Source organism: Myxococcota bacterium (assembly GCA_040387835.1).
Taxonomy (GTDB): domain Bacteria; phylum Myxococcota; class UBA727; order UBA727; family JABDBI01; genus JAZKCZ01.
On record JAZKCZ010000002.1, the window covers coordinates 25,678 to 48,543 of the forward strand.

Consider the following 22,866-nt stretch of genomic DNA (forward strand, 5'->3'; position numbering starts at 1 on the left):
ATTTAAATCTGCAGAGTTGCAAAAGTGTTTTATGACTGATTTGCTCGCCGCCCGTTCTCAGATGGCCATGTCGCTCGGCTTTCACATTATCTTTGCCATTATGGGCATTGGTATGCCTTTGCTTATGATTCTGGCCGAATATTTTTATTTGAAAACCAATGACTTAACCTATCTCACGCTCGCCAAACGTTGGGCTAAGGGAACTGCCATCATGTTTGTGGTGGGCGCGGTGTCTGGCACAGCGCTTTCGTTCGAACTGGGGCTTTTGTGGCCAGGCTTTATGCGCTTTGCGGGCCCGATTATCGGCATGCCCTTTTCTTTAGAAGGCTTCGCCTTCTTCCTGGAAGCGATTTTTCTAGGCATCTATTTTTACGGCTGGGACAAAGTATCGCCCAAAGCGCATTGGTTCGCAGGCATCATGGTATTTGTGACAGGCTCCCTCTCAGGCATTTTCGTTATCTGCGCCAACGCCTGGATGAACACGCCAGTTGGGTTTACGCTCGAAAATGGCGTTGTCACGCATTTTGACCCATGGGTTGCCATGTTTAACCCTGCCGCTTTTTCTGAAACTTTCCATATGACACTGGCAGCGTACGTTAGCGTAGGCTTTGCCGCAGCAGGCGTCCATGCCATGGCACTACTTAAAAATCCCAACAATGCCTTTCATCAAAAAGGCCTGATGATTGCCTTTTGTGTGGGGGCATTTTTCATCCCCATCCAGCTTTTCAGCGGTCATATCAGTGCGGAACATGTGGCCAAATACCAACCAATTAAGCTTGCCGCTATGGAGGGCCAATGGGATACCCAACGTGGCGCCCCTTTGAGAATCTTAGGCTGGCCCAATGAAAAACTCGAAAAGACGGAATACGCCATCGAAATTCCTTACATGCTCAGCTTTTTAGCCTACGAAAATTTTGATGCAGAAGTACGCGGCATTAAGAGTTTTCCAGCAGACGAGCGGCCTCCTATTTGGCCAATACACGTTGGGTTTCAAGTGATGGTGATGGCCGGCATGGCCATGCTCGGCATGGCTTTTTTCGGAGCGATGTTCCTTTGGAAAAGAAGGCGATGGTTTTTTCATCCTAGATTCTTAAAACTTCTAGTTTGCGCTTCACCCTTAGGATTTATCGCGGTCGAAGCTGGCTGGATGGTGACCGAAATCGGCCGCCAGCCCTGGATTGTCTTTCATGTGATGCGTACTGCCGATGCCATCACTCCCATGCCCCACCTGCAAATACCGTTCATCGCCTTTTCCGCGCTGTATTTTATCTTGGGTGTGGTCGTAATCTATCTTCTCAGAAAGCGGGTGCTACATGTTGATGCCTGAGTACTATTTGGCCGGAATTTTATTTTTAGTTCTATGCATTTATCTGCTCACCGGAGGAGCAGATTTCGGTGGCGGCATTTTGGATCTTTTGTGCGTTGGCCACAGAAGTAAAGACCAAAGGCATCTAATCGCCAACCGCATTGCGCCGATTTGGGAAGCTAATCATGTCTGGTTAATCCTAATCATTGTATTGCTTTTCGTGTGCTTTCCCCCGGTTTTCGAAACCATTTCGATTGCGCTGAACATCCCGCTCACCATAATGCTGCTCGGCATTACTTTCCGCGGCACGGCATTCGTATTTAGGTCGCACGATTTAAACGCCAGCGAATACCAGAAACGCTGGAATGTCCTATTCGCCATCGGCAGCATTATCACCCCTTTAATGCTAGGCATTTGCCTAGGCTCGGTCGCTTCCGGCTTTTTGCCCACCAATCTTACGGGTAAAGAAGACTTCTGGCTAAGCTACGTGGCTCCTTGGACAGCTCGCTTTCCCCTTTTAGTCGGCCTGCTTACCTTATGGCTATGCGGCTTTTTAGCTTCTCTCTATGCGGTAAACGGCGCGCAATATGATGCTTTAAAACAGGATTTCAGGTATCGCGCGATGGCATTCGGCGTATTGATCGCTTTCACCGGAATTTGGATTTTGGTTGTCGCAAAAATCGATGCCCCACTAATTTATCGGCAATTGCTCGGTGAGCCCTGGTCTTTAGCCCTTCAAATCTTCACTGCCTGCGCTGCCGCAGCGGTCTTCATTGCTCTATGGCTACGCCATGACCTGCTGGCAACTTTAGCCGGCATCCTGGAAGTCATCTGCATCCTGTGCGGCTGGGCCTTTTCACAATTTCCTTATATGATTGTGAGCACGCACACCATAATCAACAGCTCGGCCTCCCCAAGCATCCTAAACCCTGTCTTAGCAGCTTTAGGTATCGGCGCCTTAGCACTCATCCCATCTTTTGGATGGCTTTACTGGGTATTTAGAAAGTAACTGTTATATAATTTAGGCATGCCTAGTCGCGTGCAAAATGACAGACGTATTGAGAAGTGGCTAACCGAAACCAGCTTGCCGTCCAAGCTACCGGATGCCGACAAGCTCGAGGCGCCCCGCCCAGTGCGAGCTGTTCCGCCTCGACTACCACCGATAGATCGTACCGCGAGCCGACGACCAACGCCGGCCTCGGGCCGACAGACTACGGTATCGGTAGCAACAAAGACCGCAGAACGCCCTGTCTCCGCAGCCCCTGCTCTGGCGCCCGTGCCTTTAACAACACATCCGGAAGGCATGAAAGCAACTTTAGAAACCCAGAAGCAGTTGCAAAGCGCATTGCCTTTTTTTGCAAAAAAAGGCGAAGCAGCACCATCTTCCATGGCGGATATTTCTCTTCCTACCACGTGGAGACGGGCGCTCGGTCGCGTAGGCTTGCTGGCGTTGACCCCTTTGGAAAAATCCTTAGCGGATGCCAATCAAGCACGTAGAAAATTAGAGAATAAAAACGATAGACCTGATTTGGAGTTGCTAAGAGATCCTTCAAGACCATTGCATCAAGTCCAGAACCAAGTCGGCAAACTTAAGGAGGGAGTGCGGCTGGTTCAAAGCTATATCGATGCACTAAAAGAAGTACTGACAAAAAATCCTGACCCGGACATAGAAACAGCAGTAAAGCAGCGCATTACGCTTTTGGAGGCTCAGAGACAAAGCGTCCAGTCTTACATCCATTTCGAAACGAGCATTTTAACGGGAAGAAATCTTTTTATCCAAGGATCTCCTAAACTGCTCCCCCAATTTAGGGACGCGCTGAGCGGAATCTCTCTTATTACTGAACCAGAAGAAGCTCTGAAAATACTGAGGACCTTGCGGGAAACAGCAATCTTGCATCAGCCTTTTGCAAATGAGGAATCCTTAAGCGACATCAAAAGTGCCCTAGATATTATACAGCAAGAAACGTTAGCCCGAATTGACCAAGTGCAAGAAAAAGCGGCAAAATCTTACGCTGCCCAACAGAAATTATACAAGCAAAACATCAATGAAACGAACAGGCGAATAAAAGACCTAACGGTTCAGCTGGCTCAAACAACGGCAGATGACGAAATCAGGTCGCTCAACAGGCAAATAGAACGATTGAAATATAATTACCGTCTGGCGATACATTCTTTTCAAGAAGCCAATTTTAAGCACGTCACTAAAGTGGAAGATTTAAATGACCTAAGATACCAAATATCTAGTGTTCGCTACTTAAAAAATAAAGCAACATTCGCATTTCAAAAATCAACAATGCAACTTGATTTTTCTAGACTTGAAAGAGAGCACCAACTTTCCCTAAATGGCATGGATATTAACGAAGCTAGAAAGCGGCTGGCAACTCGTCTAAACGGGCAGGACATTTTCTCTGCTCTTAATTTAAGAAATGGTGCAAGCGCCCCTTTGGTCATTAAACAACTCCTGGAAAAGCTATATTCTTGGGCGAAAGAACATCCGCGAGAAGCTATTTTTTTGAGTGGTGATTTACAACAACTTTATGACCAAATTCAGGGTACGGGCATCATTGGATCGATTTGGAGCCGATCCGACATGGAAACGCAAGTGCGAGAAATGTTGATAGGCGACCGAACCATCCTTGAAGCCAGCCAGCATACGGTTGCTCCAATGCCTCCAGAGCTTATCGCCTTGCTAGATCTTTTAAGTATGGCGCCAGAAGGAGTCAACGTCACGACAGCATTGATGGGCCAAAATCCCGTTGCCAACACGATTAGCGCAATAACAACCGTGGTAACCGGCAGTTGGATCCCTGGATTAATAGCTGCCGGCGCGGTGGGTTACTACACCAGCACAATCAAACGAGCGGCGGCATCCACCCTAAACGAGTATACCGACAATCAGATAGCTATCAGCGCATTGATAAATGGGATTACGTTTGAAGGGGACTATGGGGCTAAGTTGGAAACGGCCTTAAACACTGTGGCCAATCGGCAGTTTACCACCTCGATTGGTTCTTTTTACAGCGACTTTAAAGAAGGCGGGCTACAGAAAGCGATGCTCAACATGAGGAGGAAATTTTCGCATTGGTGGGAAATCTCCGAGCCTACGGAAAAGCGTCAACGCGCTATTTATCAAACCTTGGGCGCAGTAGGTGGTACTGCCGTGGTCGGCGCTTTAGGTGCCGGAGCGATCTTTACAACAATTGCCACCGGCGGCATAGCAGCAGGAGTTGGAGCAGCTATATTGCTGGGCGCTGGCGCTGTATGGGCGGGTTACCGGGTATACACCGCGGTTAGAACCACACTCGACACCAAATTCGCCACCACTCGCCGTCTAGTGAAAGAAGCTCTCACCCGCGACCGCATGTCTGATTTGAAGAAGGAAATTATGCGAGGCGTTCAACATAAACATCTTTCAGAACTGTTTGATACCTCGCAAAATAGAGGCGATTTCTTGAAGCTCCCGAGTACGGCGGCAAGAACTGCGTGGCTAAAACAAGAATTCGAAACCCAACTAGCGAAGCGCAATGGACCGCCGACCGCTTACCAAGCGCAACTCAATCAATGGGGGGACGATTTAAATAGAAAAATAGGTGAACAGAGCGTTGAGTTTTGGGAAGAAGAGGCAGACAAATTCCACAGCGAACTCAGAGCCTCAACCTAAATAGTTAAGTAGAGCTAACATAGCCAGCTCATACCCATAGGCACCCAAACCAGCAATGTGACCGATACAAGCGGGGGCCGTGACTGAGGTATGCCGGAAAGATTCGCGCTTAGATAGATTGGTCAGATGTACTTCCATGGCAGGCTTAGCGATCGAGCTTAATGCATCTCGGATTGCATAAGAAGTATGTGCATAAGCCCCAGGGTTAATCACCAGGCCATCACAGGCAATCGCTCCATGAATGGCATCGATCAAATCGCCTTCATGATTGCTCTGAAAAAATTCTAGCTGATGTTTCGTTCCGAAAAGCTTTCGTAGATTTTCATGAATCTCATCCAAAGTGGTGTGGCCATAAATATGAGGCTCTCTTGTCCCGAGGAGATTGAGATTGGGGCCTTGAATGATGCTGATTTTTGCCATGAGATCCACCTTAGCAAGCTTCAAAGTTTGGTGCTATAGGCTGCAGCATGATCTTGAGTGACTCTGCCATTAAAGCTTGTATTACCTCTGGCGATATCAAAATTGAGCCTTTTCGTGCGGGAGCCTTGGGTTCCAACAGTTATGATGTTCACTTGGGCAAGACTTTGGCGCTTTATGAGTTTCATGTGCTGGATTCTAAATCTCACAACCCGGTGCACTATTTTGACATCCCTGAAGAAGGCTTTGTTTTGGAGCCGCAGCGCTTTTACTTAGGGGTTACGGAAGAATATACCGAGACTCACAAGCATGTGCCGTTTTTGGAAGGCAAATCCAGTGTCGGGCGCCTTGGGATTGATATCCATGCAACAGCTGGCAAAGGCGATGTCGGTTTTTGCAACTACTGGACCTTAGAAATCTCCGTGAAGCAGCCGGTGCGCGTCTATGCCGGCATGCCGATTGGGCAGCTGATTTATTTTATGGTTGAGGGGACGATCGACACGCCTTATGACAAAAAGGGCTCTGCTAAATACAACCAAAAGACGGCTAAGCCAGTCGAATCCATGATGTGGAAGAACTTTAAGCATGTTTAAGCGCGTTCTCGTTGCGAATCGAGGAGAGATTGCGGCGCGTATTATCAAAAGCTGCGAGGATCTCGGCGTTCAAACGGTTGCGATTTACAGCGATGCTGACGCTGATTTGGCCTACCTGAAGCAGGCAACGGTTGCGGTGAATATTGGCCCGGCTCCGGCCAGTCAAAGCTACTTAAACCAAAATGCCATTTTAAAAGCCGCCAGGGAAAACGACTGCGAAGCGTTACATCCAGGTTATGGCTTTTTATCCGAGAATGCTCTTTTTGCGACGCGATGTGAGCAACAAAAGCTGACTTTTATTGGACCTAAACCAAGGCACCTTCGCCAAATGGGCGATAAAGCCACTGCGATTGCGACCATGCGAGAAGCTGGCTTGCCCGTGCTTGCAGGCTCTTCTAAAATATTGAGTTCTGTCGAAGAAGCGCTCAACGTAGCCGAAGTCCTAAAGTACCCGGTCCTGCTCAAGGCCACAGCCGGCGGCGGTGGCAAAGGTATGCGTTTAGTCAATACGCCGGCTGACATGGCGCCAGCTTATCTGGAAGCTAGCGCGGAAGCTGGAAAAGCATTTGCGAATCCTGAGCTCTATCTCGAGAAATTTATCGTTGGCGCCAGGCATATCGAATTTCAAATCCTGGCAGATGCTTATGGCAAAGTGATTCACTTGGGCGAGCGCGATTGCTCCATCCAACAACGACACCAAAAGCTTCTGGAAGAAGCCCCTGCTCCCGGTTTCTCTGCGCATCTAAGACATGAAATCGGCGAGCTGATTATTCAAACGATTTCAAAAATCGGCTATTTAGGCGCTGGCACACTTGAGTTTCTGATGGACGCACAAAATAATCTCTATTTTATGGAGATGAACACGCGCATTCAGGTTGAGCACCCCATTACCGAAGCGGTAACCGGTCTCGATTTAATCGCCTGGCAAATTAAAATCGCAGCGGGGCAGCCTTTGACAGCTGTCTATACCAAACCAGAAGGTCACGCGATTGAATGCCGCATTAATGCCACCGCCCCCGGGACGGTGAGTAAGCTGCAAATTCCTACCGGCGTCAGGTTTGACACCTACTTAACCGAAGGCACTGTCGTGACGCCTTATTACGACAGTATGCTGGCCAAACTCATTGTTCATGCACCCACTCGCGCGGAAGCGGTGGCGCGGCTTAAGCTGGCGCTTTTAGAGCTGGTAATCGACGGGGTGCCTACCACACAAGGTCTGCACCAGGCGATTGTACAAGACGCGCGATTTATTGAAGGCAAATATTCTTGCCGCTTTTTTGAGGAATTTGCATGGCCAAAGTGATTTTGAATCCCATCGGCTCGAAACTGAATTTGCCGCCAAAAGAATCGCCGCTTGAAGATATCCTTGAGGCTAAGCGGCAGGAGATTAAGCTAGGTTGGGGTGAGAAGTATCGAGAGCGGGTGCATGCCAAGGGGAAGATGACGGCTTGGGAGCGGGTGGAGGCGTTGGCTGACTGTCATCCCGGGCATCGACCCGAGATCCAGCACCCAGCACAACCCTGGACCCCGGCTCAAGGCCGGGGTGACAGCGGGGGCCCCAGCACCCAGCACCACATCCTTCCCATTGGAACTTTTGTTCAGACAGGCAGCGCAGATAAAATTGCGCCGGCGGCGGGTGTGATTACGGCGTTTGTTCGGATTGAAAATCGTTGGTGTATGGTCATTGCAAATGACAACACAGTCGCTTCGGGATCTTGGTGGCCTAAGACGCCGGAAAAGATAATCCGGGCGCAAGAGATGGCTCTAAAGCTTACAATCCCGGTGGTTTATTTGGTGGATTGCTCCGGGCTTTATTTGCCAGAGCAGGCAAAAAGTTTCCCCGGTCAAAAAGGTGCTGGTCATATTTTCAAAATGAACAGCTTGTTAAGTAACGCCGGAGTGCCTCAAATCGCTGGCGTATTTGGGGACTGCATTGCGGGTGGTGGTTACATGCCCATCATTTCTGACAAAGTTTATATGACCGAGCAAGCATATATGGTCATTGCCGGCGCGGCTTTGATTCAAGGCGCCAAAAGTCAAAATTTAAGTTCCAAAGACATCGGTGGACCCAGTGTGCATGTGCATCTTTCCAATTGTGCCGATTTCAGAGTGCCTGATGATCAAACTTGTCTAGCCCGCATTCGAGAAGAAATTGGGCGCTGCAATTCCAGCAGTGCGGATTATTATCGAAATGACGCTGAAGCGGCCCTGCCAAACTTTGAGACCACTGAACTTAAAGACATGATTTCAGCGAACGAGGCATATGACATTAGACAAGTTTTAGCGCGTTTGGTTGATGACAGCTTGTTTATGGAAGTCTTTGAGCACATGGGCCATGAAGTTATCACCGGCATTGCCAAAATATCTGGCTTGTACGTGGGCATCGCTGCCAATGTGCAAGGGCTGCTGCCTCACCCAGACGCACCTCAGCAAAAGCGGCCGGGTGGCATTTTATATAAAGAAGGCGTCGCAAAACTTGCCACCTTCGCCAGAGCCTGTGATAGCGACGGCATTCCGCTGGTTTGGCTGCAAGATGTTTCAGGATTCGACGTAGGCGCTGAAGCAGAAAAGCAAGGTCTATTGGGTTATGGCTCAAGTTTAATTTATGCGAACTCGGTCAACCAAACACCTTTCATGACCGTATTACTGCGCAAGGCCTCAGGCGCAGGCTATTATGCGATGGCTGGGCTACCTTACGATCCGGTAATTCAGCTATCGACTTGTTTTTCACGCCTTGCGGTTATGGAAGGCAAAACACTGGCGCTGGGGGCGTTTAACACCAGGCCCGGTGAAACCGATGCCATGAAGAGTTTGTCTGAGCGTATCGAAGCCGACATGGATCCCTACAAAGCCGCAGGGCAAATGGATACGGACGAGATTATTAAGCTCTCTGAAATTAGGTCCTATCTCGAATGCCTTGTCGAATGCTGCTACCAAAACCAAGGCAGTCGTAGAATTAAAAACCCGAGGATTTGGAGCCTTCATGATTTGGCATTGCTAGGCTATCCAAGTGCCTCCGCCATCGAGTCTAACATCACGGCTAACACGCCAATAGCGAACAGCAGTCCGGTTTCTGGCGAGACATTTAAAGCCCCTCTGGAAGGCCTGTTCTATCTCAGATCTTCACCTACTGAACCAGCATTCATCGTTGAGGGCCAAAAATTAAATCCTGGCGATACCGTTGGGCTCATAGAAGTGATGAAATGTTTTCATCCTTTGAAATTCGAAGGCCAAGTGCCCATGATTATAGATAAAATTTGTGTCATGGATGCAACCCCCATCAAAGCAGGCGAGAATATTTTGCTGTTTAAATCAGTTTAAGCTGATTATATGCGTGTCACACGACCCTCCTCTGCAGCGAGCCAATCAGGCGACATGGCTACATTAGCGGAGTTAGAACTTCCCGATCTGGAGCATGCAACGTTTGACACTCCAGAAAATTCGTTTGAGCCGGGCCATTTGACGCCTCTAGGGCGAAGCATCAAAACGCCTAGAGCTCTGATTCCGTCATTTGAGAGACGCCAACCGACCGCGCTTGGACGGGGCGCTTTCGGCAGAGTTGTCCTTGTCAAACGTTATAATGGCCAATCCATGGCGATTAAAACGATAGATATTGGTCATATTGCGCAGCGAGAATACGGGGGTGTTGTGCAACAAGGCCTGATCGAATATCATGCTAAAAAAATGCGAGTGGAAATTAAAGTGCTTGCACAGCTGTCCCCACACCCTCACATCCCAAGATTTATCGGCAGCTCAGAGAAAGATAACTACCTGCAAATTGCGACCACAGTAGCCCCTGGAGCCCTCTTGCAGGATCAAATCTTAAACGAAGCCGATGCGCAACTTGCGATTCGGCAGCTGCTTTCAGTCTTAGATTACTGCCATCAACAAGGCATCGCTCATCTAGACGTTAAGCCAACCAATATCATGTGGGATTCAGAAACTCGCCACCTAACGTTAATCGATTTTGGTGAAGCGCGTTTTTTTACTCCAGGCAGACCTTTGATCCCTTCGCACCTCTCTAGTGGAACTTTAGCCTATCGAAAGCTAGGCTCGATAAATGCGGTGGAAATTGACCTATACGCAGCGGCTTTAACCTGCAGAGCCATGCTAGGCGCAAATACAAGCCCAAAGAGCGAACGACTTATCGAACTTTGTCTACATGGCAACAGCTCAATCGTTCAAATTTTAGAAAACTATTAATATGGCAATTTGCCAAAAATATTAAAGGATTATGATATTATATTAATATGCCAACAGAAATTAAGCCTTCGATAGGCAAATCACCAGCCATAGATGAGCAGTCAAACCCTGTCAGAGTCGACATTCATGCAGCTGGTGTCACTTGTGAGCGCCTTTTAGGTCCGGGCGAGCATTCACAGATTGCAAACGATTTTGTTGCCCGCTACAAAGCCGCCGATGAACCCATTTCCGCATTGTTGCAGCATCCTTGGCTAGTTTCGGCCGCGAATCTTGGAGAACAAACGTAGCATCTCTAGATAGAGCCAAACCATGGTCACCATAAGACCGAATGCACCTACCCATTCCATATACTTAGGCGCGCCAGCCTTGGCGCCTTGTTCGATTAGATCAAAATCTAAAATGAGATTTAATGCGGCGATGCCTGCGACCACCACACTAAATAAAATTCCGGTCAAACCGTTTCCATAAACAAAGGGCAGAGATACGCCAAACCAATGAAGCGCCATAGATAACAAATAAATTGCCATTACACCGCCGGTCGCAGCAATCACGCCCGTTCTAAATTGCTGAGTGGCTCGCATCACGCCGGTCTTATACAAAAGTAACATGACGCCCAAAGTTCCGAAGGTACCCGCGATGGCCTGCAAAGCGATGCCAGGATAAGCCGCATTCATAATTGCTGATATACCGCCTAATACCAAACCTTCAGCTGCTGCGTAAAGAGGCGCACCAATAGGTGCCCAAGTTGGCTTAAAACTAATAATCACGGCTAATATAAATCCAGCGATCATGCCGCCCCATAAAAGGCCGTTAAGCTCAGCAGTGCGAGCCTCAGTGAGCAAACTCCAAGGGTAGGCTGCCACTGCCGATGCAATCACCAACAACAAGCCAGTCTTATTAACTGTGCCACCCACAGACATTCGATCGCCTGTTAAATATTGCCCAGGTTGGTCAAAAACTCTCGCTAAAACAGGATTCGATGATTTCATATTTTTCCCTCAAATTTGGTTTAAACTAACATAGATGATCGACAATTCAAAACTTGATATCAAGCATGACGCGGGCCAGGGAAAGTATTTCGCTTTAATCAACGGCCAAGAATGTTTGCTACGGTACAAAGAAACGGGCCCTGGCGTGGTGAATTTTTACAGCACCTATGTGCCGCCAGAGCTCGAAGGTCATGGTTACGCCGCGCAACTAACAAGATATGCGCTTGAAGATGCAAAGGCGCAAAATCTTAAAGTCATCCCAGGCTGCTCGTATGTAAGAAACTACATCGAAAAACATTCTTAAATGGTGCTCTCAACAAGATTCGAACTTGTGGCCTTCGCTTTAGGAAAGCGACGCTCTATCCACCTGAGCTATGAGAGCAAGCACGTAGATTTGGCTATTGCTTTAAATATAGTTCGGGGTCAACCGGGGTACGATTTTTGCGAATTTGGAAATAAGTTCGAGGCGAATCCACGCCACCGGACGTGCCTACCGTGCCTAAGCGCTCTAAACGTTTTACCTGCTGGCCTTTGGTAACATCTACCGCATCTAAATGCGCGTAAATTGTCACAAAAGGATCCGCATTTTTAACAATGACAATACGCCCATAACGGGTACCGTCATCGCCCACGTAGATAACTTCGCCTTCGGCCGCAGCTTGCACAGGTGTGCCACGCGGCGCTGCTAAGGCGATGCCTTCATAAAGGCGATTGGGGTTTAAATCGAAAGTTTTGAATAAAACGGCGCCTTTCACTGGCCAGGCAAAATCCATTTTCTTGCCATCTGTGGTGAGCTCAGCCTTCGCAGCAGGCTTAGGGGTCTTAGCCTGCTGCTTGGCCACAGCCAAAGGCATATCAGACTCAGGAATATACAGTTTTTGGCCAGGTTTTACGGCACTCGAATCAAGAATGCCGTTGACTTCCATCAAATCAAACGCAGAAACTCTCTTCTTTTGAGCAATCGTGTGAACGGTATCGCCACGTTGAACCGTGTAGACCCCGCCCGCGTAACCGCCTGTTGCTGTTCGCAAGCCACTGCTTGTACGACAGCCCACCGTCAAACTTAAGAGGCCTAGAAAGGCCCATATGCTTAAGTAATTAAGCCGCATGTTCTCCCGAAGGATGTCTGCCGCGATGCCTGCCTTGCGGGCGACGTCGCCGATTAAAATGTGGTCTAATTTTCGGCGCACCACGTTTGGTTTGCAAGTATGGCTTATTGGACTGCAAGGCCATCGCTTTTAGGACACCAACTGGATCTAAAGACTCACCATGCGCAAACAAATGCAAAGTATAAAGCAACAACGCTTCTCTAAACCATGACTTTTGAATAATCGCTGGCTTAAATGAAGAGATTGTCGAAAGCAAGCTTCGAATCTTATCTTGGTCATGACGCGGTAAGCGAATGCGCTCAGCCCAGGCCACACAAAGTTTATCGATCCAATTGCGCTCGTTGTGTTCTGATTGCTCGAGCGCCAAATAGGTTGGCAGCATCAAAGCAGATAGCGCCACAGCTGAAGAAATATCAACTTCCCGCGTATGCGCTTCATCCAAGACAACCAACATCTTGCTGAAGTCTTCTGTAAGCTCCGGCATGAAGATATCGATAATACCAAGCTCTTTACACAGGCTGAATGCTTTGACCGCATGGCCAGAAAGCAACAGGCGCAAAAACTCTTCAAGCAGTCTTGGCGGCGCACATCTTGGGATCTCTGCGACATGCTTTTTCATGGCCGCAAAGGTATTTTCTTCGATGTCGAATTCAAGCCTGCAAGCAAACTTAATCGCACGAAGAATCCGCACCGGATCTTCCTGGAAGCGAATGTCCGGATCGCCTACCGTTCGAATTGAACGCGCCTCCAAATCGACTCTGCCACCGACGTAATCGATAACTTTGCCCTCGATTGGATCGTAGAACAAGCCGTTGATGGTTAAGTCACGTCGCTTGGCATCTTGTTCGATATCCCCATAAACATTGTCATGGGTAACCAGCAAGTCTTCCGGAACGTCTTCTTGTACATCCAAAGGGTTCGCTCTAAAAGTTGCCGTTTCAACGATTTTGTTGCCGGGGAAAAATACATGCGCCAGCAAAAACCTGCGACCAATTAGCCTAGAGTTTCTGAAAATCTGACGAACTTCTTCAGGCTTCGCGCTGGTCGCAACGTCAAAATCCTTGGGCGTTTTGCCAAGCAACAAATCTCTGACACAACCGCCTGTTAAATAGGCTTCGTGGTTTTTAGCACGTAGCCGCTTGACTACCCACAATGCATTCAAATCTATTTGAGATAAAGGAATCTCGGGTTCCACTTTGATACTCCTGATACAACAAGCATAGCCCCGACAACGTTAAGTCAGGTTCAACCATTTGAATTGTTTTGGATGCTTGTTTCATAAATGGCGCCAAACCGCCCGTCGCAATCACTTGGGCTGGGACGCTCAGCTCATTTTGCATTGCTTTAACCAAACCGTCAATCAGGCAGGCATAACCTTGCACCAATCCAATTTGCAGATGTTCTTCTGTATTTTTGCCGATCATCCGTGCCGGATGCTCCAGCGGCACACGGCTTAGCTTCGAGGCAGACTGAAATAGCGCCTCACTGGCGATTTCAAGGCCGGGTGCAATCGCGCCGCCCAAATACTCGCCCTCTCCACTAACCACATCAAAAGTGGTGGCAGTCCCCAAATCAACAATGATAGAAGGACCTCCAAACTGCCGATAAGCGGCATAGGCTGTTACTAAGCGGTCGGCACCCAACTCATCCGGCCTATCTACCAATAAAGGCATGTTCGGCTTAAGCTCTTGCTTCACCCAAAGGGGCTTTCGACCTAAATATCGCTCGCAACTTTCGGCAAAAATACGATCCAACTGGGTAACAACTGAACTAATGCAAACATCATTGATTTGTTCTTTCGAGATATCGTGATGCTTCAGCAGTGCGGTAATCCAGTGGCCAATCTCATCAACGGTAGCTTTGCGTTCCGTCCGAAAACGCAAGCGGCACTGCAGCAGCGAGCCTAGATAGACCCCCACCACAATATTCGTGTTACCAATATCTATTGCCGCCAACATTTAACGGGCTTCTAGCATTTTTTCCGTCTTCTGGGAACCAAGATTCCTAGCGCCACCAAAAGCATGCCTAAGGCACCTGGAGGGCCCGCGCTAGCGCAAGAGCTTGAAGAGCCGCCTGAAGAGCCGCCGGTTGCCGCTAGACTTTCGCCCGTTGTACTTTGTTGACACTTCTCAGCGCTACACGAGTAGCCTGTCGGACACACAACAGGGACATTATCGATAACACCACATCGCTCGTCCGTAGCGGTCGCCACTTGAATACACGCTTTAGAAGCGATGGCTTCCTCCTTCGAGTTTTTCAAAGTGCGGCAAGTATCTCTATCTTTAGAGCAGGCGCTGCTTTCACTACAGTCTTCGAAGCAATAGTAAGCTGGCTCTGAGGCAACGTTCACGCCAACACAAATCAGGCCCTGATCGCAAGGGCTTTCAGAGCATTCTTCATGCAAATCAGCCGCACCCAAAGCTGACCCGGCCGGAAACTCACAAAACCCTGAAGTACACATCAAATGATTGTCGCAATCAGCATCTTCGGTACAAGCATGACTGCAATATTTGCTTCCATTTTGCGTGTGGCACTGAAGGCTGGCTGAGCAGTCTGTGTTGCTGCTACACCGAGTTGCGTACGCACCCGAAGAGCCATCCGCATAGAGCGCACGAATCCCTTGCTGGTCATCAAATAGAGGATACTGAACCAAGTAAGCCGCCGTCGCACACATAATAGCAGACGAGCTGTCCACACATGGATGCCCAAGGCCCAAAAAATGACCCAGTTCATGAGTTAACGTACTTCGAATCGACTGACATGAATTACTCAACCGACTACATTCAGGCTGCCATTTAAAACCTGCCGTAGGCGTTCCATTCAAAATCAAATCAGCGTCTTGAATAACCCTGAATTTGGCAGAGCTGGTTTGACAAGCGTAGGGTGGCAAAGTCACCCCGAGGATGCCATCAGGTGCAGCACCCACATACTCCATCCACTCATCATCGTTGTTAACCCAAAAAACGTCATGATGCTCGCTGTCGTCACCAAAACTTCGAGGAGAAACAACGTCCGACGAATAGTTAGTCGTCAAGTGAACGCCCGAAACGGTATTCCAAGAAGCAAAGCAACTATTAACCAAGGAAATCCAAGACGAAGCGTTAAGCGAAGCCGGAAGTTCGGTGGTACTTACCCAATATTGCAAATAGCTGTTGCGCCACTTGGTCGCAGTTGTGTCATCGCAAACACCGCAAGTATCTTGCTCACTTTGGCCTTCCGCATCAACGCCATTGCATAGAAATGCATATCCATTTGCGTAGCCACTTAGCAGAAAAAGCAATAAAACAACCTGCCTCATAAAGCCCCTCGGATTTCAGTCTTAAAAGCTTCTAAAGACGGAAAGCGCCTAGGTTTCGGCGTTTGGAAAGACTTGCCATTTAAAACGTGAACATCATGGATATCTTCCACCACCTCAGCCCCGTGATGTGTGCGCACAACGTTAAACTTGCCGAGGCCTAACCCATAACTAACAATTTGACTGCGAAAGGGCTGAGCAAACAGCACCACCCGCTCGCCCGGTCGATAGATACTAGCTCCCTGGATACGCGCCACTCTGCCGTCCAGCTCGCCCCCTACCTGGTACAAAACGAGCTCCTGGCCCAGCTTTGCGCCTTTAAGTCCTTCGCTCACTTTTAGGGTGCTGAGCGTGATAATCCTACCCTTTACATCCAAAAATACTTTTTGATTGGTCACTTCAGCATCGACAATCACCGCACTTTTACGGGTCATCTGTTTTACCGATGGTATTTGAGATGCCAAGGTCGCATAAAGGGAAACCGACAAGGCACTAAATAGCAGCCAGAGCATCTTCATGGCTCTAGTTTAGGCAGTTCAGCCCTTCAGGACATCCGTTGTTTGCCCTATTTCAAAATCCGTAGCCATTCGGGAAACACTTCAACGATATCCTCAACGATATCACGATCGAGCACCGTATGTGCCAAGCCGCTGTTGGACATATATGCCGTCAAGCCCGCATCTCCGCTTTGAATTTTCGCAATGACATCCGCATCCAGGCTCAGCCAACTAACGCTTTTATCTGCTTTCTCGAAAAAGAACTTCTCGGTCCCGATGCCTCTGTCCAGGCGATTGCGATCCACCCATTTGCGAATGACATCGTATTGTTCTGCCTTCGGCATGCCTTTCAATTTATTAGGTGGCCTTTTTTGCCCAGCCCGCTCAATCTGCTTTTCAGTAACAAGCCCTGCCGCTAACAACTTAGATTTCAGGTCAAGCATGTAAGCCCTCCCATATAAGGCTGAAGGACCTTCGGAATGTGAATACTGCCGTCTGCCTGCTGATGGTTTTCCAAAATCGCTACCAAAGTCCGACCCAAAGGCAGACCTGACCCATTCAACGTTGTCACCGGCTGAGTTTGGCCTTGCTCATCTTTATACCGAATCTTCGCGCGACGAGCTTGAAAAGTCCCAAATGAGCTACAGGAGCTGATTTCCCTAAAAGTATTTTGTGCCGGCAACCAGACTTCCAAATCATAAGTCTTTTGCGAATGAAAACCGATATCGCCCGTGCACAGCGCTACCACACGATGCGGCAATTCAAGCTCGCTTAGCATTTGGCTAGCGCGCGCCACCATAGCGTCAAGCTCCGCTTCAGCTTGCGCAGCCGTACAAAATCGCACCATTTCAACCTTTTCAAATTGGTGGACACGAATAAGGCCCCGGGTATCTCGTCCTGCAGATCCTGCTTCAGCCCTAAAACAAGCTGAGTACGCGCAATACCTCATCGGCATCGCCGCAATATTTAAGATCTCATCTGCGTGATAATAGGTCACAGGGACTTCGGCCGTAGGAATTAAGTAAAATGGCTCACTCTCAGGCACCTGGATTTCGAAAACATCTTCTTTAAATTTCGGAAACTGCCCAACGCCAACCATGGCGGCTGCACGAACCAAATATGGTGGCGTGAGTTCAGTATCCCCTAGATTGGTATGGAAATCACAAAAGTACTGAATCAGCGCTCGATTAAGTTTACTTGCCTGCCCCTTTAAAAAGGCAAATCTCGAACCGGAAGTCTTCGCAGCTCGTTCAATATCAATAATATCCAACCGACTGCCAAGCTCCACGTGATCAAGCGGCGTAAACTCAAATTCCCGAGGCGTTCCCACGCGCCGAACTTCCACGTTATCTTCGTCGCCTGCGCCCGTAGGGACATCATCTGCAGGCATATTCGGTATACGCAGTGCAACAAAGTTCAAAGCGTCTTCAAGCCGCCGGAGCTCTGCTTCTTGATCTTTAATTTTTTGGCCGAGCTCTTTCAAAGCGCCCCGTTTGAGCTCAATCTCTTCCTTGGCAGCCTTGCCGAGCGATTTATTAGCCTCGTTACGCTCTTCCTGAAGCTTTTGCGACGCTGCAATCAACGCTTTACGCTCTTTGACCAGCTTTAACAGCTCGGGCAAATTTTCAATTTCCCCGCGGCGTTTCAATTTTTGCGCAAACAGCTCAGGATCTTTTTCAAAGGCCTTTAAATCGATCATAAGCTGCGTAGGAAATCACACTCCGGATTAGGAGGCAAGCGATTCCAGATATTGCCATCGCTCATAAAGCTTTTCAACTTTTGACTCAACCGCCTTAAGTTCCTTAGCATAAGCCCCATACTCAGCATATTTCGCCGGATCCGAAAGCAAAGCCTCAAGCTCCCCTTTTCGCGTCTCCACCGCCAAAACATCTGCCTCTATACTGGCATATTCCTGCTGCTCCTTAAAACTCCGCTTAGGTTTCTTAACCCGCGCGTCTTGCCCTGAACTACTCGTGGGCTTGTCTGCCGTAGCGTCAGCAAAGGCAGAAGAGGGCTTCCCCCCCTCCGCCACCAACCTCTCATAAGTAGAATAACTCCCCGCATAATGCGTAATCACCCCACCCTCAAACACCAACATATCCGTACAAACCCGATCCAAGAAACGCCGATCATGGCTAACTATAAACGCCACCCCTTCATGCGAGTCGAGTCGTTCTTCCAAAACCCCCAGCGTCGCCGTATCCAAATCATTGGTAGGCTCATCCAGCAGCAGACAATTAGCCCCATGCTTCAAAAGCTTGGCCAGCAACAACCGATTCTGCTCGCCACCCGACAATGTCGAAACTTTCCGATTCTGATCCGAAGGCGAAAATAAATAACGCTCTAAATAACTCGCAATATGAACCGGCCTATCTTCCACAAACACTGTCTCACCTTGATCCGCCAAAGTCTCTTTCAAACTTTTATTCGGATCCAGCTGCGCGCGGTTTTGGTCAAACTGAATAATCTGCGTATGCGGCCCGCGAATAATTTCGCCCTCTGTTGCCTCGCGAGTCCCCGAAATTGCCGATAAAAGTGTCGTCTTACCAGAACCATTGGGCCCCAAAATCCCATAGCGTTGCCCAGCGGTAACAATCAAGTTCAGGCCTTTAAACAACGGCTCAAATCCAAGATTTTTGAATTCCAAAATTGTCTTAGCCAAACGCTTATTCTTAGTTTTTTCAATCTCAACCTGTTTCAGCCGCGTGCGCTCAAACTCCGCCGAAACCTCTCCAATCAAATCCTGCGCTCGCGAGATACGCGCACTCTGCTTGGTCGTACGAGCCGGCGTTCCCGCCCGAAGCCAAGCAAGCTCTCTGGCCATCAATCTATCTTTACGATGCAACGTCCGGCCTTCAATATCGCTTCGAATCAACTTGTTTTCAATAAAAGTCGCATATGAGCCTTCGTGCGCGAAAAACTTCGCCGAATCAAGCTCAACAATGCGATTAGCGACTTCATCAATGAAGGCGCTATCATGGGAAATAAACAAAAGCGGCTTGTTCGTGGCTTTAAAATAATCCACCAAAAACTTAATCGCCCCCAAATCCAAATGGTTGGTAGGCTCATCCAGCAAAAAGATATCCGGTTCTTCTAATAAAACCCGCGCTAAATCCACCCGCCGCCGCTCTCCCCCAGACAGCGTCTTAATCTTCTCATCCCGAGCCTTAATATGAAGCCGAGATAAGACTTCTTCAATCTGGTAATCTTCTCCATGAAATCCATGCCGAAGCGCATGGACCACGCTTTGCTCCAACTCGAGTTGCGGCTCTTGAGTCAAAAAGCCAATGCGCTTGCCTTTTGCCTTATCAATGGAACCCGCATCCAGCTCCAGCTGGCCGGTCAGCAATTTAAGAAATGTGGATTTACCCGCCCCATTTTGCCCGACCAAAGCAACGCGTTCGCCTGGAAGCAGAGAAAAAGAAAGGCCTTTAAACAGTAATTTAGACCCAAAAGAGAGAGATATATTGGTAGCGCTGAGCATATTGTTAGCAACAGGCTAAACATTGTGAACCTTTATAACAATACAGGTCCCAAACCCTTCAAACCCAGTATGCTTGTCAGGTCCGGATATAGAGTGTTAAGCTTTTCCTAACAGCCATGCCCACCAAACCGCACCACCAAGAAGAAGGCGATGTCTTAACTCGGCAGGATACCGAATTTAAAAAGCCTAAGCGATATTTCGTCATTATGCATAATGATGATTATACGACTCAGGAATTTGTGACGCATGTGCTGGAGTTTTACTTTCATAAAAACCCAGCGGAAGCTCAAAAGCTGATGATGACCGTGCATTTGGAAGGCAAAGCGACTGTGGGGCAGTACTCCAAAGATGTTGCGGAGACTAAGGCGCACCAGGTGATGCAGTATGCTAGGGAGAACGGCATGCCGCTTAGGTTAAGTACCCAAGCAGAGAGTTGACGCCCAACGCCATCGTCATTGCGAGGAGGCGCAGCCGACGCGGCAATCCAGCCTTTCGAGCGGGGCGTGGATTGCCACGTCGCTTTGCTCCTCGCAATGACGAGGAGCTACAACGTCAGGTTGAAATTGTTGATGATCGCACCGGGCAAATGCGCGCTGCCGGTTGAGCGTTCCTCATAGGTGCTTGGATCGAGCATGAAGTCGCACTCTTTGGTCAGCGCTTCGAGGTTCTCACCTAGCAACGCGTAAAGGCTATCGTCAAAGCGCATCACGTTCAAAGGCGCGACAATTTGACCATCTTCTACCCAAAAGGTTGCAAAACGAGTCATACCCGTAATGCGAGCTGATTGCCTATCGGAGTAGTTGAGGTACCACAGATTGCCGATATAAATGCCGGTGCCCAAAGCTTTTAGAACATCTTCACGCGGCAAATTACCCGGCGCAACATCGTACGCCTCAGGTGTTTCTGAACCGTCCGCCCCATTGGTATGCGTGCCGTACTCTTTGGCGGTTCTTGGTGAAATAAGACTTCCAACCAGCTCGCCTTCTTTGATAAGGCTCACGCAATCTGGTTTAATAAAGCCTTGCGCTTGAAATAGCGGACCTGTGCCCTTGCCCGTATGCTCATAAAGGGAAAACAGCGCACTAAGCGTTTTACCTTCATCCCGCATTTTATTAAGCGAAGACTGTTTGGTTCTGAGCGCTTTTTCACTTAAGCCGCCCCATCCGAGCATGGAAACCAGATCATGCAAGGCTGCCGGTGTCAGATAGGCGCGGTATTTACCCGGGCTTAAATCCCTGGATGGCTGTTCTAGGGCCCTGAGCTTTTCTTTCACCAAGGTAAGTTCGCGTTCAAAATGCAACGGATCGAATACAAAGCCTGCATAAGAAGCCTTCACCGCTTTATCGGCTCTTAAATAGACGCTGAAATCCAAATTAAAATTATGCTTCGTGAGCCAGTTCTTCTGACCGAACGAATTAGCAAAACCACGATAGATGGTACCACCAGCATAAATGCCGACCAAATCGAGGCCTTGAGCCATGGCAAGCGTGTATTCCACCACTTGCCTTGGATCCGAAAGCTGGCTTTCTTCGACTGAATCGCTTGAGTGCGGCACCGTTGAAATTAACAGATAGGGATCATCGGGGATAAATTCCATCTTAACGCGCTGTTCATTGAGCAGGCGCTCCAATGCTTCGCCATCTTTTTCAATATCTTCACAAATGCCCATGGTGAAGACGCTTTGTTTTTGACCTTGAATTAAAGAGGCTCTCAAAAAGCCTTGTTTAACCGAGCCTGCCTGGCGCACAGCTGCATGATTGAAGCGGACAAAATCGGAACTTTCACCGGAAAACCAGCAAGTAAAATGTTCATCTGCCTTCATCCCAGCAGCCAGTCTTTCAGTTAATGCAAAAAAATATTCACGAGTATTCACTGATGTCCTCCGAAAACATCGACTTGATTAAATAAACAGGCTGGCGAGGCATGGCCCACACGAATTACTTGATTTGGCTCGCCCTTGCCGCAATTAGGGGTTCCGTATACGCCCACCGTGCTTTCATTGCCGACCTTGGCTAAGTTGCGCCAGAAGGTCGCAGAGATGCCGCGGTAGTTGGGATTGCGAACCACCTTAGTTAATCGACCATTTTCGATTAACTGGCCTCGCTCACAACCGAACTGGAATTTATTTCGTGAGTCATCGATAGACCAAGAAATATTAGACTCCATGAAAACGCCGCGTTCAACCGAGCTAATCATGTCTTCCATTGAATGCGAGCCGGCTTCCAAGTTCAGATTTGCCATACGATCGATGGGTGGGCGATTCCAGCTAGAAGCTCTGGTATTCGACACGCCTTCCATATCAGCACGGGCTTGCGACAATGGCCCGCCTAATGGGCGTTTTAGAATCCCTTTTTCAATGAGAAACACTTTTTCGGCTGGCGTACCTTCATCATCAAAGGCATAGCTTGCAATCTCGCCGGCTCTGGCCGGATCAAAAGTAACGTTCAAGTGCTCAGAGCCATATTGATAGTTGCCAAACATATTTTGAGTGACAAAGCTGGTGCCCGCATAGTTACGCTCATCGCCCAAGATTCTATCGAGCTCTAAAGGATGGCCAATTGACTCATGGATTTGCAGCATCATTTGGTCAGGTGCCAAAAGTAAGTCTAGCTCACCGGATGGGCAATTATCGGCTAAAACCAACTCAACGGCTTCCTGGCCAATGCGAACAGCTGATTCTTTAAAGTTAATCTGGTCCAAGAGCTCAAAGCCAGCCTGGCGCCCAACCCCATGTCCAGCCAAAGTACGCGTTTGAGTTTGGCCCGCTTCATGAGCTGTAGCCGTCAGGTTTGGAATAAAAATCTCAAAATCCTGTTGAATGCGCGCACCTTCGGAGTTGCAATAGAACTCTTTAGACTGCGTGTGAGAAAATGACGCCGTCCAATCCACAATTCTGTCATCGCTTTTCAAAAGCGCAGCGGCTTCTTTCAGTCGATCAATGCGGTCGCTCAAAGAAAACTTGAGGTAGGATTTTTTAACATGACTTTTATAGCGGCCACTCAAAGTCGATTTGGGAAACAATTTAGCATCAAAGAGGGCTTGGCGCGCAGACTGTCTTGCCCAAGCGGCAGCGCGCTCAAAAGCATCTGCTAAGCCAGCTTTGGAAGAATCAGGGCTCGCCGCATAACCCACGCCGCCATCTTGCACCACCGTCACATAAATGCCTATGTCGACACACTGGTAAGGTGGTTCTAAAACGTCTTGGCGCACCTTAAGATGTTCGGAGCGTGCTTCGACGTGTCTCAGTGACCAAAAATCAAATTGTGGATTTAATGTATTTACTCGTTCCAACAGACTAGATCCGGGCATTAT

Annotated in this window: 22 protein-coding genes and 1 tRNA gene; 10 read left to right on the forward strand and 13 right to left on the reverse strand. The window is 48.6% G+C overall.

The features are described from left to right. Positions 1 to 31: 31 nt before the first annotated feature. Genes V4534_02775 through V4534_02785 form a run of 3 tightly spaced genes read left to right on the forward strand, consistent with a single transcriptional unit; the run spans position 32 to position 4,967 of the window. Positions 32 to 1,327, forward strand: a complete 1,296-nt coding sequence (locus V4534_02775; GenBank protein ID MES2503782.1) for a cytochrome ubiquinol oxidase subunit I — start codon at positions 32 to 34, stop codon at positions 1,325 to 1,327. Next, complete coding sequence (locus V4534_02780; protein MES2503783.1) at positions 1,320 to 2,315, forward strand: cytochrome d ubiquinol oxidase subunit II; 996 nt, start codon at positions 1,320 to 1,322, stop codon at positions 2,313 to 2,315. The genes V4534_02775 and V4534_02780 overlap by 8 nt, the downstream gene beginning before the upstream one ends. Positions 2,316 to 2,333: 18 nt before the next feature. After that, the gene (locus tag V4534_02785) at positions 2,334 to 4,967 is read left to right on the forward strand and encodes a hypothetical protein (GenBank protein ID MES2503784.1); all 2,634 of its coding nucleotides are present in this window, start codon (positions 2,334 to 2,336) and stop codon (positions 4,965 to 4,967) included. Here V4534_02785 and aroQ read toward each other — a convergent pair. After that, positions 4,959 to 5,387 carry a type II 3-dehydroquinate dehydratase gene (gene aroQ, locus V4534_02790; protein MES2503785.1) on the reverse strand — a complete coding sequence of 143 codons (429 nt, stop codon included), beginning with the start codon at positions 5,385 to 5,387 and terminating at the stop codon, positions 4,959 to 4,961. The genes V4534_02785 and aroQ overlap by 9 nt on opposite strands. A 47-nt stretch (positions 5,388 to 5,434) precedes the next feature. On the opposite strand from aroQ, the gene dcd reads away from it, so the two are divergent. Genes dcd through V4534_02815 form a run of 5 tightly spaced genes read left to right on the forward strand, consistent with a single transcriptional unit; the run spans position 5,435 to position 10,467 of the window. Then, complete coding sequence (dcd, locus tag V4534_02795) at positions 5,435 to 5,977, forward strand: dCTP deaminase (GenBank protein MES2503786.1); 543 nt, start codon at positions 5,435 to 5,437, stop codon at positions 5,975 to 5,977. Next, a complete protein-coding gene (locus V4534_02800) occupies positions 5,970 to 7,280 on the forward strand; it encodes a biotin carboxylase N-terminal domain-containing protein (GenBank protein ID MES2503787.1) in 1,311 nt (436 codons plus the stop codon). The genes dcd and V4534_02800 overlap by 8 nt, the downstream gene beginning before the upstream one ends. Further along, on the forward strand, positions 7,268 to 9,298 hold the full coding sequence (locus tag V4534_02805) for a carboxyl transferase domain-containing protein (GenBank protein MES2503788.1): 2,031 nt from the start codon (positions 7,268 to 7,270) through the stop codon (positions 9,296 to 9,298). The genes V4534_02800 and V4534_02805 overlap by 13 nt, the downstream gene beginning before the upstream one ends. 54 nt (positions 9,299 to 9,352) lie before the next feature. Next, positions 9,353 to 10,180 carry a protein kinase gene (locus tag V4534_02810; GenBank protein MES2503789.1) on the forward strand — a complete coding sequence of 276 codons (828 nt, stop codon included), beginning with the start codon at positions 9,353 to 9,355 and terminating at the stop codon, positions 10,178 to 10,180. Positions 10,181 to 10,227: 47 nt separating this feature from the next. Beyond that, positions 10,228 to 10,467, forward strand: coding sequence for a hypothetical protein (locus tag V4534_02815; GenBank protein MES2503790.1), 240 nt, complete (start codon positions 10,228 to 10,230; stop codon positions 10,465 to 10,467). On the opposite strand, the gene V4534_02820 is transcribed toward V4534_02815, so the two are convergent. Beyond that, positions 10,432 to 11,169 (reverse strand): Bax inhibitor-1/YccA family protein, encoded by a 738-nt coding sequence (locus V4534_02820; protein ID MES2503791.1) that lies wholly within the window; start codon positions 11,167 to 11,169, stop codon positions 10,432 to 10,434. The two genes, V4534_02815 and V4534_02820, sit on opposite strands and share 36 nt — an antisense overlap. A gap of 34 nt (positions 11,170 to 11,203) precedes the next feature. On the opposite strand from V4534_02820, the gene V4534_02825 reads away from it, so the two are divergent. Continuing rightward, complete coding sequence (locus V4534_02825) at positions 11,204 to 11,473, forward strand: GNAT family N-acetyltransferase (protein ID MES2503792.1); 270 nt, start codon at positions 11,204 to 11,206, stop codon at positions 11,471 to 11,473. Position 11,474: 1 nt separating this feature from the next. Here V4534_02825 and V4534_02830 read toward each other — a convergent pair. From V4534_02830 to V4534_02870, 9 genes are all read right to left on the reverse strand, one after another. Then, positions 11,475 to 11,551: transfer RNA gene (locus V4534_02830), tRNA-Arg, on the reverse strand. Positions 11,552 to 11,567: 16 nt separating this feature from the next. Beyond that, positions 11,568 to 12,278, reverse strand: a complete 711-nt coding sequence (locus V4534_02835; protein MES2503793.1) for a M23 family metallopeptidase — start codon at positions 12,276 to 12,278, stop codon at positions 11,568 to 11,570. Beyond that, entirely contained in the window at positions 12,268 to 13,473 is a 1,206-nt protein-coding gene (pcnB, locus tag V4534_02840) for a polynucleotide adenylyltransferase PcnB (protein MES2503794.1), read from the reverse strand. Before pcnB ends, V4534_02835 begins: the two co-directional genes overlap by 11 nt. Further along, the gene (locus tag V4534_02845) at positions 13,403 to 14,236 is read right to left on the reverse strand and encodes a type III pantothenate kinase (GenBank protein ID MES2503795.1); all 834 of its coding nucleotides are present in this window, start codon (positions 14,234 to 14,236) and stop codon (positions 13,403 to 13,405) included. Before V4534_02845 ends, pcnB begins: the two co-directional genes overlap by 71 nt. 11 nt (positions 14,237 to 14,247) lie before the next feature. Continuing rightward, the gene (locus V4534_02850) at positions 14,248 to 15,576 is read right to left on the reverse strand and encodes a matrixin family metalloprotease (GenBank protein MES2503796.1); all 1,329 of its coding nucleotides are present in this window, start codon (positions 15,574 to 15,576) and stop codon (positions 14,248 to 14,250) included. Next, on the reverse strand, positions 15,573 to 16,007 hold the full coding sequence (locus V4534_02855) for a hypothetical protein (GenBank protein ID MES2503797.1): 435 nt from the start codon (positions 16,005 to 16,007) through the stop codon (positions 15,573 to 15,575). Before V4534_02855 ends, V4534_02850 begins: the two co-directional genes overlap by 4 nt. A 131-nt stretch (positions 16,008 to 16,138) precedes the next feature. Then, a complete protein-coding gene (locus V4534_02860) occupies positions 16,139 to 16,513 on the reverse strand; it encodes a hypothetical protein (protein ID MES2503798.1) in 375 nt (124 codons plus the stop codon). Beyond that, positions 16,501 to 17,769 carry a serine--tRNA ligase gene (gene serS, locus V4534_02865; protein MES2503799.1) on the reverse strand — a complete coding sequence of 423 codons (1,269 nt, stop codon included), beginning with the start codon at positions 17,767 to 17,769 and terminating at the stop codon, positions 16,501 to 16,503. The genes V4534_02860 and serS overlap by 13 nt, the downstream gene beginning before the upstream one ends. Positions 17,770 to 17,796: 27 nt before the next feature. Next, entirely contained in the window at positions 17,797 to 19,554 is a 1,758-nt protein-coding gene (locus tag V4534_02870) for an ABC-F family ATP-binding cassette domain-containing protein (protein MES2503800.1), read from the reverse strand. 116 nt (positions 19,555 to 19,670) lie between these two features. On the opposite strand from V4534_02870, the gene V4534_02875 reads away from it, so the two are divergent. Further along, entirely contained in the window at positions 19,671 to 19,991 is a 321-nt protein-coding gene (locus V4534_02875) for an ATP-dependent Clp protease adaptor ClpS (protein ID MES2503801.1), read from the forward strand. A gap of 107 nt (positions 19,992 to 20,098) precedes the next feature. On the opposite strand, the gene V4534_02880 is transcribed toward V4534_02875, so the two are convergent. Continuing rightward, positions 20,099 to 21,427, reverse strand: a complete 1,329-nt coding sequence (locus tag V4534_02880) for a metallopeptidase TldD-related protein (protein ID MES2503802.1) — start codon at positions 21,425 to 21,427, stop codon at positions 20,099 to 20,101. Continuing rightward, the gene (locus V4534_02885) at positions 21,424 to 22,863 is read right to left on the reverse strand and encodes a TldD/PmbA family protein (protein ID MES2503803.1); all 1,440 of its coding nucleotides are present in this window, start codon (positions 22,861 to 22,863) and stop codon (positions 21,424 to 21,426) included. Before V4534_02885 ends, V4534_02880 begins: the two co-directional genes overlap by 4 nt. Positions 22,864 to 22,866: the final 3 nt, after the last annotated feature.